This window comes from Streptomyces sp. NBC_01465, assembly GCF_036227325.1.
Lineage (GTDB): Bacteria > Actinomycetota > Actinomycetes > Streptomycetales > Streptomycetaceae > Streptomyces.
The window spans coordinates 1,265,032-1,280,358 of sequence record NZ_CP109467.1 but is presented as its reverse complement, the minus strand read 5'-3'; the positions used below and the strand labels follow the sequence as shown (position 1 = coordinate 1,280,358).

Below are 15,327 nucleotides of genomic sequence, written 5' to 3'. Positions count from 1 at the left end.
GGAATGATGTCTTCATTGGGAGGACGGGGGGCGTGTGGCAGGAACAGCGCAACCGCGAACAGCGGATCATCGGCCGTACTTCTTTCTCAGTTATGCGCACACTCCGAAGCACGGAGCCGGTGGTCCCGACCCCGATATGTGGGTCGAGAGACTATTTCGTGATCTCTGCGGCCATGTGATGGCCATGACCGATCTCCCGGCCGGAGCCCCTGCGGGCTTCATGGACCGGGAGATACGCTCCGGCGAGGGCTGGTCGGAGCGGCTCGGGGACGTACTGGCGAACTGCCGGGTATTCGTCCCGCTCTTCTCGCCGCGCTATTTCGCCAGCGAAATGTGCGGCAAGGAGTGGTACGCGTTCGCCCAGCGGGCCATCCAGCACCAGGCCCGCTCCAACCGGCCCACCGAGGCGATCGTGCCCGCGCTCTGGGTCCCGGTGCCGCCACACCAACTCCCGGGCCCCGCCGAGCGGTTGCAGTTCAACCACGGCGACTTCGGCGAGCGGTACGTCACCGACGGGCTCTACGGGCTCATCAAGCTCAAGATATTCAACGAGCAGTACGAGCACGCCGTGTACGAACTGGCCAAGCGGATCGTCAGTGTCGCCGACGACGCGGCCGTCCGCCCGGGGCGCCCGGTCGACTACCGGATAGCCCCCAGCGCCTTCGGCCCGCCGAGCGCGGGACCCCGTCCCATGCAACTGACCGTCGCGGCGCCCACCCGGCACGAACTGCCCGAGGGCAGGGTCGCCGACTACTACGGGGACAGCCCGCTGGACTGGAACCCGTACCACCCGATAGCCGTCCGGCCGCTGGTGAGCATGGCCGAGGACCTGGTGCGCGCACTCAACTACCAGGCGAGCACCGTCTCCTTCGACGAACAGGTGCTCCATCTCGACGGGAAACAGCCCCCGTCCCACCCCGAGGTCCTGATCGTGGACCGCTGGGCCCTGCACGACGAGGACCGCCGCAACCGGCTGGCCGCCTTCGACGCCGAACACCGGCCCTGGGTCAGCGTGATCGTCCCCTGGAACCGCGACGACCACCAGTCCAGAGCCGCCGAGAACGACCTCGCGGCCAAGCTCGAGGACACCATGCCCGCCAAACTCCGCGAGGGGCGCGCCACTTCGCGGGCCGCGGCCAAGGGAGTACCGAGCATGGAGGCCTTCGGGGCGGTCCTGCCCCAGGTCATCGAGGCGGCCGCCCAGCAGTATCTGAAACACGCCGCGGTCTATCCGCCCGCACCGCCCCCGGGGGGCGGCGGCCACTCGGAGCGGCCCCGGCTCGAAGGGCCGATGGCGGGCGGCTATGGCACCACGCACTACAGCCCCGGAATGCGCGATTTTGCTCCCGACACGGAGGACACGGATGACAGCCAGTCGTGACGCAGCCGCTCCGGAGGGCCGCATCATCACCTTCTACTCGTACAAGGGCGGTACGGGACGGACGATGGCCCTGGCCAACACGGCCTGGATCCTCGCCGCCAACGGCAAGCGCGTGCTCGCCGTCGACTGGGACCTGGAAGCGCCCGGCCTGCACCGCTTCTTCCACCCGTTTCTCGACCCCTCGACCCTCGGCGCCACCACCGGTGTCATCGACCTGATCACCGAGTACGCCTGGGCCGCGACCAGCCCCGTCCCGCGCGCCGACGACTGGCACCGCGACTACGCGCGCATCCAGCAGCACGCGGTCTCCCTCACCCCCGAGGCGCTCGGCTGGGAGTTCCCCGACGGCGGCACGCTCGACTTCGTCTCCGCGGGACGGCAGAACCGCGAGTACTCCGCGACCGTCTCCACCTTCGACTGGGACAACTTCTACGACCGGCTCGGCGGCGGCCACTTCTTCGACGCGCTGCGCGACGACATGAAGGCCAACTACGACTACGTCCTCATCGACAGCCGCACCGGCCTCAGCGACATCGCCGACATCTGCACCGTCCACCTCCCGGACGTCCTCGTCGACTGCTTCACCCTCAGCGACCAGTCCATCGACGGCGCGGCCTCCGTCGCCCGCCAGATCGACGAGCGCTACAGCTCCATCCGCTCCATCCAGATCCTCCCCGTCCCCATGCGCATCGACGAGGGCGAGAAGGAGAAGGCGGACGCCGGACGGGCCCTGGCGCGGCTGAAGTTCGACCGGCTGCCGCGCGGGCTCTCCGCCGAGGAGTCGACCGCGTACTGGGGTGCGGTCGAGATCCCGTACCGCCCGTACTACGCGTACGAGGAGACCCTCGCCACCTTCGGCGACGAGGCCGGGCTCACCAACTCCCTGCTCTCCGCCTTCGAACGCCTCGTCGCCGAGGTCACCGGCCGCGAGATCACCTCCATGCCGGCGATACCGGAGGAGGCCCGGCTGCGCATCAGGGACGCCTTCACCCGGCGCAGGCCCGCGCTCCCCGCGGATCTGCTGCTCACGTACGTCGCCGAGAACCGGATGTGGGCCGACTGGATCGAGTCGGTGCTCAGCCGCGCCGGCTTCCGCGTCGTGGCGCGCGACGTCTCCGTCGAACAGGAGTCGCCCGAAGGCGAGTTGGCGGTCCATGACGCCGCGGCCCGGACCGTCGTCGTGCTCTCCAGCGCCTACCTCAAGTCCGCCCGGGCCATGGAGGTCTGGGAGCGGACGGCCGCCGAGGACCCCACCGGCGCCCGGCGCCAGCTGCTGCCGCTGCGCGTCGGTGACGTACGGCTGACCACGCCGTACATCGACCGCAACCCGGTCGACCTCTTCCGGCTCGACGAAGTGCACGCCACCAACGCCCTGTTACGTGCGCTGGAGCGGCCCGCACAGCTCGCCGACCCGGTCGCGCCCGGCCCGCGCTTCCCCGGCACCGTGCCGAAGATCTGGAACGCGCCCGCCCGCAACTCCGGCTTCACGGGCCGCTCCATGGTCCTGGAGAAGATGCGCGACCAGCTGGGCGGCGGCATGGCCGTGGTCCTGCCCCAGCCGCAGACCCTCTACGGACTCGGCGGTGTCGGCAAGACGCAGGTGGCCCTGGAGTACGTACACCGCTTCATGGCCGACTACGACCTCGTCTGGTGGATCTCCTCCGAGCAGACCGACGACGTGGTGGCCGGCCTCGCCGAACTCGCCACCCGCATCGGCGCCCAGGGCGGCGAGGATATGTCCGCCGCCTCCCAGGAGGCCGTCGACCTGCTGCGGCGCGGAGTGCCCACCTCGCGCTGGCTGCTCGTCTTCGACAACGCCGACGACCCCGAGATGCTCAAGCGGTTCTTCCCGCCGGGCGGACCCGGGCACATCCTCGTCACCTCCAGGAACCAGAGCTGGTCGCAGTACGGGGACGCGCTGCCCGTCGACGTGTTCCTGCGCGAGGAGTCCATCGAGCACCTGCGGCGCAGGGCGCCAGGCCTCTCCGTCGAGGACGCCGACCAAGTCGCCGTCGCCGTAGGGGACTTGCCGCTCGCCGTCGAACAGGCGGCGGCCTGGATCGCCGAGACCGCGACGCCCGTCGGCGCCTATCTGGAACAGCTCAGCGAGCAGGCGACCGGCGTCCTGGCGCTCAACCAGCCCGCCGGCTACCCCGAACCGGTCGCCGCCACCTGGAACGTCTCCATCCGCCGCCTCAAGGAGCGCTCGCCCGCCGCCGTACGGCTGCTGCAGCTCTGCGCCTTCTTCGCGCCCGAGCCGATCCACGCCAATCTCCTCTACAGCAAGGAGATGATCGAGGCGCTCAAGCCGTACGACGCCACCCTCCAGGAGAAGCTGGTCCTCGGCCGGGTCATCCGGGAGATCGGCCGCTTCGCCCTCGCCAAGGTGGACCCCGTCGGCGGCTCCATCCAGGTCCACCGCCTCGTCCAGGCCGTCATCCGCGCCCAGTTGAGCGAGGAGGAGCAGCGGGACGCCCGGCACGCCGTGCACCGCATCCTCTCCGGAGCCAGGCCCGACGCGGACGAGCCGATCGACAACCCCGAGACCTGGCCGAGGTTCGCCACCATCTGGCCGCACCTCGGCCCCTCGGAGGCCAGGCTCTGCAGGGAGCCCGAGACCCGCCGCCTGATGATCGACCGCGTGCGCTACCTCTGGAAGCGCGGCGACTTCATCGCGGCCTCGACCCTGGCCGGGGAGCTGCGCGACACCTGGCGCGAGACCCTGGGCGACAACGACCTCCAGTACCTCTATCTGCGCTTCCACCTCTCCAACATCCTGCGCTCGCGCGGGCGTTACGTGGAGGCGAAGGAGCTCGACGAGGAGACGCTGCGCCGGCAGCAGGAGGTCCTCGGGGAGTCCCACCCGCACACGTACATGACGACGAGCTCCCTCGCGATGGACCTCGGAGCGCTCGGCTTCTACGGCCGGGCGATGGAGCTGGCGACCGACGCACACGAAGGGTTCCGCCAGATCTTCGACGAGTCCCACCCGAGGACGCTCGCCGCGGCCAACAACCTGGCGCTCAACCTGCGCATGGCCGGGCAGTACGCCCGCGCCCGCGAGATCGACCAGGACGTCTACGACCGGCGCACCGAGGTCCTCGGCCCGGAGCACCCGTACACCCTGTCCTCCGCCCAGAACCTGGCGCGCGACCTGCGCGAGGTCGGACGGTACGAGGACTCCGTCGCGCTGCTCAGCCGTACGTACGACATCTTCAAGGACCAGCTGGGACGTGCCTTCCCCGGAACGCTCGCCGCAGCCAAGTCCCTGGCCGTGTCGCTGCGCAGGGCGGGCCGTCTTGAGGACGCGCGGCGGCTGACCATCGCCACCCGCGGCCGCTACCGGGCCAAGTACACGGCGGCCAACCCCGACTGGATCGCCTGCGACCTCAACCTCGCGGCGGACCTCTTCGCCGCGGGGGACCCGGTGGGGGCGCGGGACACCGCCCAGGAGGTCGTCGACCAGTACATGAAGGTGCCGGGCGAACACCACCCGTACACCCTCGCCGCGATCAACAACCTCGGGATCTACCAGGGAGGCTGCGGGGCGCTCGACACCGCGGAGACGCTGCTGCGGGGCACCATCGTCGGCATGGAGGACGTGCTGGGGGAGACCCATCCGCACACGGTCTTCGCCACCGTCAACCTCGCCAACGTCACGGCGGACCTGGGCGACCTGGAAGGAGCCCTGGAGATCGAGCGCCGGGCCGTCGCCACCCTGCGCACCGTGCTCGGCGTGCACCACCCGGAGGCGCTGGCCTGTGCCTCCAACCTGTCGCTGACGCTGGACGCGCTCGGCCGCAAGGAGGAGGCGCAGCAGATCCGCTACGAGGTCGTCGACGAGCTGCAGCGCCTTCTCGGCGACGACCACGCGTACGTACGGAACGCGCGCGACGAGCGGCGGATCAACCGCGACCTGGAGCCGCTCGCCGTCTGACCCGTCCGCCCCGTCCGACCGGCCCGCGGATCACTCCGCGAGCCAGTTGAGGATCCTGGGCAGCGCGTGCAGCGCGTCGAAGTGCGCGGCGGCCGGTTCGACGACGGCCGTCGCGCCCGGGATCCGCCGGGCCAGCCACCGCGAGTGGCCCGGCGGCGAGAAGACGTCCTGCGCGCCGTGCCAGAGCATCACCGGGCCCGGGATGTCCGCCGGGTCGAAGCCCCAGGGGCTGGAGAACGCCAGCGCGTCGTCGATCCAGCCGTACGCCGAAATCCGCAGCGCCTCCTGGTAGTTGCGCAGCAGCATGGCCCGCACGCCGGCGTCGGAGACCACCCGGCGGTCCGGTTCGGTGAGCTCCCGGCGCAGCTGGTCCAGGAGCAGGACCGGGTCCCTGCGGATCTCGTCCGAGCGCGGGATCAGCCGGGCCACGAGCTCCGCCGGGTCCTCGAAGGCGATCGTGTACTCGACGACGTTGTGGACGGTCATCCCCTCGAACCAGTCGAGGCCCTCCGCGTCCCGCGGCGCCAGCGCCACCAGCGCCGCCACCTTGGTCACCCGGTCCGGCAGCAGCGCCGCACAGGCGAGGGCCCCCGGAGCGCCGCCGGAACGGCCCACGACCGCGAACTTGTCCAGACCCAGCGCGTCCGCGATCGTGACCACGTCCTGGGCGGTGTCGGCGACGGTGCGCCCCTCATGACGATCGCTCAGACCGTACCCGGGACGGTCGTACGCGATGAGCTGCAGTCCCCGCTGGTAGAGGACCATCCCGCGCGGCGCGGGCCCGAGCCTGCTGCCCGGGGTCCCGTGCAGCAGAAACACCGGCCTGCCGTTCGGATCACCCAGCCTCTCCACCATCAGATTGCGTCCGGCGGGCGTCCGCACGCGGCACCGCAATCCCGAACTGTCCCTGTTCTGCGCCTGCATGGTCTGCACTGGCACTCCCCCTTAGGTCAGATGATTGCTCATCACGGCTCTCAGGCCCATAGGGCCACGACCGGGACTCCCCATCGCGCGGCAAGCGGGGTTACGGTCAATGGGCACGTCCAATTCGGACCCTGGGGGGCCGTGATGGTCGAGGAACTGATGTCGGCGGGAGCGGCTGTCGTGGCCGCGGGTGCTGTCTATGTGATGGCAGGGGCCCGTGTCGTCAAACAGTACGAGCGTGGTGTGGTCTTCCGGTTGGGACGGCTCAAAGATTCCGTGCGGGGACCCGGCTTCACGATGGTCGTGCCGTTCGTGGACCGGCTGCGCAAGGTCAACATGCAGATCGTGACCATGCCCGTGCCCGCGCAGGACGGCATCACCCGCGACAATGTCACGGTCCGGGTGGACGCCGTCATCTATTTCAAGGTGGTGGACGCGTCCGACGCGCTGGTGCAGGTCGAGGACTACCGCTTCGCCGTGTCCCAGATGGCGCAGACCTCGCTGCGCTCCATCATCGGCAAGAGCGATCTCGACGATCTCCTGTCGAACCGCGAAAAGCTCAACCAGGGGCTCGAGTTGATGATCGACAGCCCGGCGATCGGATGGGGCGTGCAGATCGACCGGGTGGAGATCAAGGACGTGTCGCTGCCCGAGACCATGAAACGGTCGATGGCACGGCAGGCCGAGGCGGACCGGGAGCGGCGGGCCCGGGTCATCAACGCGGACGGTGAGCTGCAGGCCTCGAAGAAGCTGGCGGAGGCCGCCGAGGTGATGTCGGACCAGCCGGCCGCGCTCCAGCTGCGGCTGCTGCAGACGGTGGTGGCGGTGGCGGCGGAGAAGAACTCCACGCTGGTGCTGCCCTTCCCGGTGGAGCTGCTGCGCTTCCTGGAGCGCGCGGCGCCGGCTCCGGCGGCTGCGGCGGCTCCGGCGCCCATCGCCGAGCAGCCCGCGAAAGCTCAACTGCCGCCGGAATCCGATCCGGAACAGTCGAATACCGGACAGGACTAGTCCTCACCCAGCGCCCGTACGCGGACGCTGTCAGTGTTCGCAGAGGTAATCGGCACGGCGTACCCCCAGTTCGTGAACGGACCGGGGGCGCTTTGTTGTTGTCGTGTGCGCGTCCGGAAGTCGGTCTTGTGTGTTCCCTGTGCGTGTCGGAATAGTGGGCCGCCCATCCTCCGTGTCCGAACACCCCACTTGTCCGGATACGGCCCCCACAGGAAGGCGAAGAGTTGAAGCACCGACGCATACCCAAGCGCCGCGCTGCCCTCGCGGCAGCGGGCGTGACCGCACTGATAGCGGCGGGAGTGACGTTCCAGACTGCGAACGCCAGCGAGTCCCCGGCCGCCCCGACTCTGAAGACCCTGTCCGCGACGGCGGCCGGAAACCTGGCCTCGACGCTGCAGAGCAAGCTCGGCGGCGACGCGGCAGGTTCGTACTACGACGCCAAGTCCCGCGCCCTGGTGGTCAATGTCCTCGACGAGACGGCGGCCGACGGCGTCCGTGCGGCGGGCGGCCGGGCGAGAATCGTCCAGAACTCCCTCGCGGAGCTGAAGACCGCCCGGCAGACCCTCACCGACAAGGCGTCCATCGGCGGTACGTCGTGGGCGCTGGACCCGGTGAGCAACAAGATGGTCGTCACCGCCGACCGCACGGTCTCCGGGGCGGAGTGGAGCAAGCTCAGCTCCGTCGTGAAGGGGCTCGGCTCCACGGCCGTACTGAAGAAGAGCGCGGGGGAGTTCAAGCCCCTGATCGCCGGCGGCGACGCCATCTGGGGCTCGAACGGCCGTTGCTCGCTCGGCTTCAACGTGGTCAAGGACGGTGAGCCGTACTTCATCACCGCGGGCCACTGCACCGAGGCCATCTCCAGCTGGTCGGACTCCCAGGGCGGCTCCGAGATCGGCACCAACGCCGCCTCCGACTTCCCCGGCCACGACTACGGCCTGGTGAAGTACACCTCGGACACTCCCCACCCGAGCGAGGTGGACCTCTACAACGGCTCCACCCAGCAGATCACCAAGGCGGGCGAGGCCACCGTCGGGATGGCGGTGCAGCGCAGCGGCTCCACCACGCAGGTGCACGGCGGTACGGTGACCGGCCTGAACGCCACCGTGAACTACGGCAACGGCGACATCGTCAACGGACTCATCCAGACCGACGTCTGCGCCGAGCCCGGCGACAGCGGCGGCTCCCTCTTCGCGGGCGACACCGCGATCGGGCTGACCTCGGGCGGCAGCGGCGACTGCAGCGCGGGCGGGGAGACCTTCTTCCAGCCGGTGCCCGCGGCGCTGGCGGCCTTCGGAGCGACGATCGGCTGACCGTTCCGTACGTACGAGGGCCCGGCCCGTCCCCTGCGGACGAGCCGGGCCCTTCGCCGTGGTCAGGGGGACCTTCGGCCCCTCGACCGAGGGCTTTCTCGGGCCCCTGAGGCATCCGTAAAGGAGTCCCATGGAGGTGTCAGCGAAAAGCCCGCAGAAGGAGCAGCTGCCATGGAGGCCAACACGATGGTGGACGGACTGGTCGAAGGGGCGCTGGACGCGCTCGGCCGTTTCGAGTCGTTCACCCAGGAGCAGGTCGACCACATCGTCAAGAAGGCCTCGCTGGCGGCGCTCAGTCAGCACGGGGAGCTCGCCCGGCTCGCCGTCGAGGAGACCGGCCGCGGCCTCTTCGAGGACAAAGCGGTCAAGAACCTCTTCGCCTGCGAGCACGTCACCCACTCGATGGCCGGACTGAAGACCGTCGGCGTCATCAACCGCGACGAACTCAACGGGATCACGGAGATCGCCGAGCCGGTCGGCGTCATCTGCGCCATGACCCCGGTGACCAACCCGACGTCGACCACGGTCTTCAAGGCGCTGATCGCGCTGAAGACCCGTAACCCCATCGTCTTCGCCTTCCACCCCTCCGCGCAGAAGTGCTCCTCCGAAGCGGCCCGCATCGTCCGGGACGCCGCCGTCGCCGCCGGCGCCCCCGAGCACTGCGTGCAGTGGATCGAGGAGCCCTCGATGGAGGCCACCGGCCTGCTGATGAACCACGAGGGCGTCTCCACCATCCTCGCCACCGGCGGAAACGCCATGGTCAAGGCGGCCTACTCGTGCGGGAAGCCGGCGCTCGGCGTCGGTGCGGGCAACGTCCCCGCGTACGTCACCAAGAGCGGCAAACTGCAGCGCGCCGTCCACGACATCGTGCTCTCCAAGTCCTTCGACAACGGCATGATCTGCGCCTCCGAGCAGGCCGTCATCTTCGACACCGAGGTGTACGAGCAGGGCATCGCGGAGCTGCAGCGCCTCGGCGCGTACGTCGTCACCGCCGCCGAGAAGACCAAGCTGGAGGAGTACGTCTTCGGCACCACGGCCTTCGCCGCGGACTGCGCGGGCGGCAAGCTGAACGCCGCCGTCGTCGGCAAGTCCCCCCAGTGGATCGCCGAACAGGCCGGCTTCGAGGTCCCCGACGGCACCGCGATCCTCGTCGCCGAATGCGCCGAGGTCGGCGACAACGAGCCGCTGACCCGCGAGAAGCTCTCCCCGATCCTCGCCGCCCTCAAGGCCGGCTCCACCGAGCAGGGCCTCCAACTCTCCGCGCAGATGGTCGAGTTCAACGGACTCGGGCACAGCGCCGCCATCCACACCGAGGACGAGGGCCTGGCGGAGGAGTTCGGCAGGCGCGTCAAGGCGATCCGCGTCATCGTCAACGCCCCCTCCACCTTCGGCGGCATCGGCGACGTCTACAACTCCTTCCTCCCCTCGCTGACCCTCGGCTGCGGCTCGTACGGCCACAACTCGGTCTCCAACAACGTCACCGCGGTCAACCTCGTCAACATCAAGCGGATCGGACGGCGCAACACCAACATGCAGTGGTTCAAGGTCCCGCCGAAGATCTACTTCGAGCGCAACTCCATCCGCTACCTCGGCGAGATGGACGGGCTGAAGCGCGTCACGGTGGTCACCGACAAGACCATGGGGAAGCTCGGCTTCGTACAGAAGGTCACCGACATCCTGGGCGGCCGCGAGTCCAAGGTCGTCCTCCAGGTCATCGACAACGTCGAGCCCAACCCCGAGCTGGCCACCGTGCAGGCCGGTGCCGCGATGATGCGGGACTTCGAGCCCGACACGATCATCGCGCTCGGCGGCGGCTCGGCCATGGACGCGGCCAAGATCATGTGGCTGATGTACGAGCACCCCGAGATCGAGTTCGCGGACACGAAGGAGAAGTTCTTCGACATCCGCAAGCGCGCCTACACCTTCCCCTCCCTGGGCGAGAAGGCGCAGCTGGTCGCGATCCCGACCACCTCGGGCACCGGCTCGGAAGTCACCCCCTTCGCGGTCATCTCCGACCCGGCGGCCGCCCAGAAGTACCCCCTCGCGGACTACGCGCTGACCCCGAACGTGGCGATCGTCGACCCCGTCCTCCCGATGGGCCTCCCGGCCACGGTCACCGCCGACTCCGGCTTCGACGCCCTGACCCACGCCACCGAGGCGTACGTCTCCGTCTACGCGAACGACTACACCGACGGCCTCTGCCTCCAGGCCATCAAGCTCATCTTCGAGAACCTGGAGCGCTGCGTCGTCGACGGGGCCAACGACCCCGAGGCCCGCGAGAAGATGCACAACGCCTCCACCGTCGCCGGCATGGCCTTCGCCAACGCCTTCCTCGGCCTGGTCCACGCCATGGCGCACACGCTCGGAAACACCTTCCACGTCGCCCACGGCCGCACCAACGCGCTGCTCCTGCCGCACGTCGTACGCCACAACGGCCAGGTCAGCGGCAAGGCCACCCCGTGGCCGAAGGCCGAGGTCTACCGGGCCCCGGAGCGCTTCCAGGAGATCGCCAAGACGCTCGGCCTCAAGGCATCGACCCCCGAGGAGGGCGTGGAGTCCTACGCCCGCGCCATCGAGGAACTGCGCGTGAAGTGCGGCATCCCGGCCTCCTTCCAGGAGGAGGGCGTCGACGAGGCGGCCTTCATCGAGGCCCTCCCGCAGCAGGCGATGAACGCCTACGCCGACCAGTGCGCGCCCGCCAACCCGCGGATGCCGATGATCGACGACATGAAGCAGCTCATGACCCGGGCCTACTACGGCAAGTAGCCCCGACCAGCAGGAAGGGCCGCCCGGAGCTCCGGGCGGCCCTTTCCCGTACGTACGGAACGCTCTAGGACTCCGGCATCTCCGGCGCCACGAACCGGCCCATCGGCAGCACCGCGCGCCCCCAGGTCGACGCCATGATCTGCCCGGCCAGCAGATACAGCGCACCCGCCGCCGCACAGAGACCCGCCCAGCCCGCGACCCGGTTCCAGATCACCTCACCGGTGAAGCCGTTGCAGGTCATCGCCACGAAGACCACGAGCACGAAGGTGAACGTGGTCAGCAGCGCCAGATGAATCCGCAGACTGCCCAGCCACAGCACGAACACCACGAACACCCAGGGCAGGGTGAACAGCCCCATCGTGTCGCCGCGCAGCGCCGGGTCCACCGTCGGCAGCACCCACTGGATCATCAGCCCCTTCGCCATCCAGAAGAGCCCGAAACCGCCGAAGACCGTGGCGTGCCAGGTGTCACCGCGCTGCGCCTGGAAGAGGCCCGCGAGCAGCTGCGCGAGACCGCCGATGAAGAAGCCCACCATCGGCAGCTCGGAGCCCGCCAGCTTCTCGGGGAAGATGCCCGCGTCGATACCGGTCGCGATGGTGGTGACCACGATGAAGCCGGTCAGTCCGAGCGGCCCCAGCTGGGCCTGCGCGGTGGGCTCCATCCGCTTGACGGAGACCGCCTGCGCGGCCGGGCCCGAGCGGTGCGGGAAGTTCATGCGGCGACGTCCTCGGCGACCGTGTCCTTGTTGCCCTTACGCAAGGACGACATGACCAGGGTGATGACGGTGCCCACCACCGCCCATGCGGAGAGCACCAGAAGCGGTCCGGTGACCGCGTTGCCCTTGAAGTACGCGATGGAGCGCGCCACCCAGGTGCCCGCACCCGGTGGCAGCGCGGGCCCGATCGCCTGCCAGAACGGCGGCAGCATCGGCAGCGGGAAGGCGCCGCCCGCGCTCGGGTTGCCCGCGACCACGATGATCAGGACGGCGAGCCCGATGCCCACGATGCCGGTCAGCGCCTGCAGGGCCAGGGTGATCGCACCGACCGCGAAGACCACCAGCGCCCCGAGCCCCCACAGACCCATGATCGAACCCGGCAGCGCACCCAGGATCGGGCCGATGATGACGGCGCCGCCCAGACCGCTGACGATCGAGTAGAGCGCCATCGAGCCGAGCCTGATCGCCGCACGGTCGCGGTTGGCGGCCCGGGATCCCGCGCTGATCGCGAGGATCGAGGCGCAGAGATAGCCGCCGACGCACCAGCCGACGACCAGGTAGAACGCGGAGAGACCGTCGAAGTCCTGGGAGGACGCCGGAGCGACGTCCACGGTCTTGACCGTACGGTGCTGGGTCGCGTCGACCTCGGTGGCGATCTTGGTGAGCGTCGTCGCGAGCACCGTGCCCCCGCCGGATGCGACGAGCAGCGTGTCGGTCGTCGAGGCGGGGTCGACGACGAGCGCGCCGTCGATGTCGCGGTTCATGATCTGGCTGCGTGCGGTCGCCACGTCGGAGACCGCACGCGGGTCGAGGGGCTTGCCCGGCAGCTGCTTGAGTTCGGCGACCAGCTTCGGTGCGGCCTGCGCGGGCGCGACCACGCCGAAGGCGACGTCCCTCGGCTTGGGATTGTGCAGCGCGCCCACGTAGGACGTGATGAACAACAGCTGCAGTACGAGCACACCCAGCACGAGCAGCGCGGCTCGCGGGGTGACGGCGCTCTTCACCTCGTCGACGAAAGTCATGCCCCCACGCTCAAGGGCGGCGGGTGATCGTGCAGGCCGGGTGGGCCGAACGGCTGAGCCTCCATCAGTTCTTTACTGACGCGTAGCTTCCCCCGCCGCGTTACTGGCGCGTAATTTGGCGTGTGCACATCACTCTTGTGGTCCGGGCCGCAGGGCGAACAGCCATCGCAACTCCCTTGAGCCGCAAGGAGATCACCCGATGCTGCCCTGGAAACGTGCCCTGAGACCGCTCTCCGCACTGCTGCTGGCCGTGGCCGCCGCCGCACTGCCCGCCGCACCCGCCACCGCGGCCTCCGCGCCCTCCGCCGGCTGGAACAACTACTCCTGCCGCCCGTCCGCCACCCATCCGCGCCCCGTCGTCCTCGTCCACGGCACTTTCGGGAACAGCGTCGACAACTGGATCGCCCTCGCCCCGTACCTGGTCAACCGCGGGTACTGCGTCTTCTCCCTCGACTACGGGCAGCTCCCCGGCGTACCGCTCTTCAACGGTCTCGGCCCCATCGACCAGTCGGCCGGACAGCTGGCCGGCTTCGTCGACACCGTCCTGTCCGCGACCGGCGCCCCCAAGGCCGACCTGGTCGGGCACTCGCAGGGCGGCATGATGCCCCGCTACTACCTGAAATTCCTTGGCGGCGCCGCCAAGGTGAACTCCCTGACGGGCCTCGCGCCCGACAACCACGGCACCACCCTGGACGGCCTCGCCAACCTGCTGCCCTACTTCCCCGGGGCGGCCGACATCCTGCACAAGGGAGCCCCGGGGCTCTCCGACCAGGTGGCGGGCTCCCCGTTCATCACCAAGCTCAACGCGGGCGGCGACACCGTGCCCGGGGTGCGCTACACGGTCATCGCCACCCGCTACGACGAGGTGGTCACCCCGTACCGCAGCCAGTTCCTGTCGGGCCCCGACGTCACCAACGTCCTGCTCCAGGACAAGTGCGGGGTCGACGTCTCCGAGCACGTGACGATCGGGACGGTCGACCGGATCGCCTTCCACGAGGTGGCGAACTCCCTCGACCCGGCCCACGCCACCCCGACCACCTGCGCCTCGGTGATCGGCTAGGGCCTAGCGGCTGTGGCGGCCGCCCGAGGGGACGGCCTTGCGGCGGAGGTTGGCGAAGAGCATCGCCGCGCCGATCGCGAGGGCGGCCGCACCACCGATCGTGATGTACGAGGTCGCCGAGCTGCCCCCGGTCTCGGCGAGGTTCTCGGTGCCGGCCGCACCCGAGTCCGGGGCCGCCGCGGCCGCGCTCGGGGAGGAGGCGCCGTCCGCTTCCGGCTGGTTGGCCTCCTCCGTGGGCGTCGCCGAGGTGTGGTTGTGATGGACGGTGGACTTGTCCGCGCCCGCCGCGATCTCCTGGTCGGAGGGGGCGGAGGCGGACGGCTCGGCGGTGGCGGTGCTGCCGCCCGCGGAACCGGTAGAGGCACCGCTGTCCTGGCCGAAGACCACGTCGGAGCAGGTGTAGAAGGCCTCGGGGGAGTCCGAGCGCTGCCAGATCGAGTAGATGAGGTGGCGGCCCGACTTCTGCGGGATCGTGCCGTCGAAAACGTAGTCGCCGTTCTCCATCTTCGGGTCGGTCACCTTGACGAAGGGCGCCGCCTCCAGGTCCGACCACTTCAGGGGCTTCGACGGGTCGTAACTGTCCTTCGTGATGTAGAGCTCGAAGGACCCCTTGTGCGGGGCGGTGCCCTTGTAGCGGAAGGTGTGGCTGCCCGAGGAGAGCTTGCTGGCGGGCCAGTCGGCGCGGGCCAGGTCCAGGCCCTTGTACTTGTCGTTGCCCGCGCTGCACAGCTTGCCATCGGGGATCAGCTGCTTCGAATTCCCCGCCGCATTGGCGATGTTGACCGCGTTCCAGTCGTAGAACGCCTGCACACCGCTGGCGGCGACCGCCGCCTTGCACGCCGCCGACCGGGGGCTCTCGGGACCCTCCGCGTAGCAGCCGGCGACCCGGCTGACCGGGTCCGTCATCGAGCCGTGGGCGGCGGCCGGCGAAGCGGCCAGAGCGGTCAGCGCGAGCGGCGCGACACCGAAGGCTGCGAGGGTGGCGGCTGTGCGACGAACGGTCATCGTGGTGATCTCCTTGCGAGGGTGTGGGGGGATACGGGGCAGGGTTCGATCCGGCGGCGCGGCCCCCCGAGCCGTACGGCGCCGACAGGCTGAACCCCGCCCCGGCGATCAGCACGCTAGCCGTCCGGAAAGGCGAATTCGCCTGCTGGGACAGGGTGATGGAGATCCTTACGGTCCGCTTAAGGGAGCACTCAGCGAT

At 69.7% G+C, this 15,327-nt stretch carries 10 protein-coding genes; 6 read left to right on the top strand and 4 right to left on the bottom strand.

The genetic code is table 11. The features are described 5' to 3' along the window. The first annotated feature begins 34 nt into the window (after positions 1-34). Both OG707_RS05725 and fxsT read left to right on the top strand, forming a co-directional pair. Entirely contained in the window at positions 35-1,381 is a 1,347-nt protein-coding gene (locus OG707_RS05725) for a TIR-like protein FxsC (RefSeq protein ID WP_329115024.1), read from the top strand. Then, positions 1,365-5,318 (top strand): FxSxx-COOH system tetratricopeptide repeat protein, encoded by a 3,954-nt coding sequence (gene fxsT, locus OG707_RS05720; protein ID WP_329115022.1) that lies wholly within the window; start codon positions 1,365-1,367, stop codon positions 5,316-5,318. Before OG707_RS05725 ends, fxsT begins: the two co-directional genes overlap by 17 nt. Positions 5,319-5,348: 30 nt before the next feature. Here the strand turns inward: fxsT and OG707_RS05715 are convergent, their stop codons facing one another. Further along, positions 5,349-6,242, bottom strand: coding sequence for an alpha/beta fold hydrolase (locus tag OG707_RS05715; RefSeq protein WP_329127628.1), 894 nt, complete (start codon positions 6,240-6,242; stop codon positions 5,349-5,351). Between the two features lie 144 nt (positions 6,243-6,386). Between OG707_RS05715 and OG707_RS05710 the strand changes: the two genes are divergently transcribed. The 3 genes from OG707_RS05710 (at position 6,387) to adhE (ending at position 11,326) form a co-directional block, all read left to right on the top strand. Next, a complete protein-coding gene (locus OG707_RS05710; RefSeq protein ID WP_329127626.1) occupies positions 6,387-7,250 on the top strand; it encodes a slipin family protein in 864 nt (287 codons plus the stop codon). 224 nt (positions 7,251-7,474) lie between these two features. After that, positions 7,475-8,560: a S1 family peptidase gene (locus OG707_RS05705; RefSeq protein WP_329115020.1), complete on the top strand. Its 1,086-nt coding sequence runs from the start codon at positions 7,475-7,477 to the stop codon at positions 8,558-8,560. A 171-nt stretch (positions 8,561-8,731) separates the two neighbouring features. After that, positions 8,732-11,326, top strand: coding sequence for a bifunctional acetaldehyde-CoA/alcohol dehydrogenase (adhE, locus tag OG707_RS05700; protein WP_329115018.1), 2,595 nt, complete (start codon positions 8,732-8,734; stop codon positions 11,324-11,326). Between the two features lie 64 nt (positions 11,327-11,390). Here the strand turns inward: adhE and OG707_RS05695 are convergent, their stop codons facing one another. After that, positions 11,391-12,041 carry an acetate uptake transporter gene (locus tag OG707_RS05695; protein WP_329115015.1) on the bottom strand — a complete coding sequence of 217 codons (651 nt, stop codon included), beginning with the start codon at positions 12,039-12,041 and terminating at the stop codon, positions 11,391-11,393. Next, positions 12,038-13,063, bottom strand: a complete 1,026-nt coding sequence (locus OG707_RS05690; RefSeq protein WP_329115013.1) for a DUF3533 domain-containing protein — start codon at positions 13,061-13,063, stop codon at positions 12,038-12,040. The genes OG707_RS05695 and OG707_RS05690 overlap by 4 nt, the downstream gene beginning before the upstream one ends. 199 nt (positions 13,064-13,262) lie before the next feature. Between OG707_RS05690 and OG707_RS05685 the strand changes: the two genes are divergently transcribed. Continuing rightward, positions 13,263-14,123, top strand: a complete 861-nt coding sequence (locus tag OG707_RS05685; protein WP_329115012.1) for an esterase/lipase family protein — start codon at positions 13,263-13,265, stop codon at positions 14,121-14,123. Positions 14,124-14,126: 3 nt separating this feature from the next. On the opposite strand, the gene OG707_RS05680 is transcribed toward OG707_RS05685, so the two are convergent. Beyond that, on the bottom strand, positions 14,127-15,128 hold the full coding sequence (locus OG707_RS05680; protein ID WP_329115010.1) for a lytic polysaccharide monooxygenase auxiliary activity family 9 protein: 1,002 nt from the start codon (positions 15,126-15,128) through the stop codon (positions 14,127-14,129). Positions 15,129-15,327 lie beyond the last annotated feature (199 nt).

Coding starts and splice junctions, on each gene's coding strand:
- fxsT (WP_329115022.1), top strand. CDS start 1,365: ATGACAGCCAGTCGTGACGCAGCCGCTCCGGAGGGCCGCATCATCACC.
- OG707_RS05715 (WP_329127628.1), bottom strand. CDS start 6,242: ATGCAGGCGCAGAACAGGGACAGTTCGGGATTGCGGTGCCGCGTGCGG.
- OG707_RS05685 (WP_329115012.1), top strand. CDS start 13,263: ATGCTGCCCTGGAAACGTGCCCTGAGACCGCTCTCCGCACTGCTGCTG.
- OG707_RS05680 (WP_329115010.1), bottom strand. CDS start 15,128: ATGACCGTTCGTCGCACAGCCGCCACCCTCGCAGCCTTCGGTGTCGCG.
- OG707_RS05695 (WP_329115015.1), bottom strand. CDS start 12,041: ATGAACTTCCCGCACCGCTCGGGCCCGGCCGCGCAGGCGGTCTCCGTC.
- adhE (WP_329115018.1), top strand. CDS start 8,732: ATGGAGGCCAACACGATGGTGGACGGACTGGTCGAAGGGGCGCTGGAC.
- OG707_RS05690 (WP_329115013.1), bottom strand. CDS start 13,063: ATGACTTTCGTCGACGAGGTGAAGAGCGCCGTCACCCCGCGAGCCGCG.
- OG707_RS05710 (WP_329127626.1), top strand. CDS start 6,387: ATGGTCGAGGAACTGATGTCGGCGGGAGCGGCTGTCGTGGCCGCGGGT.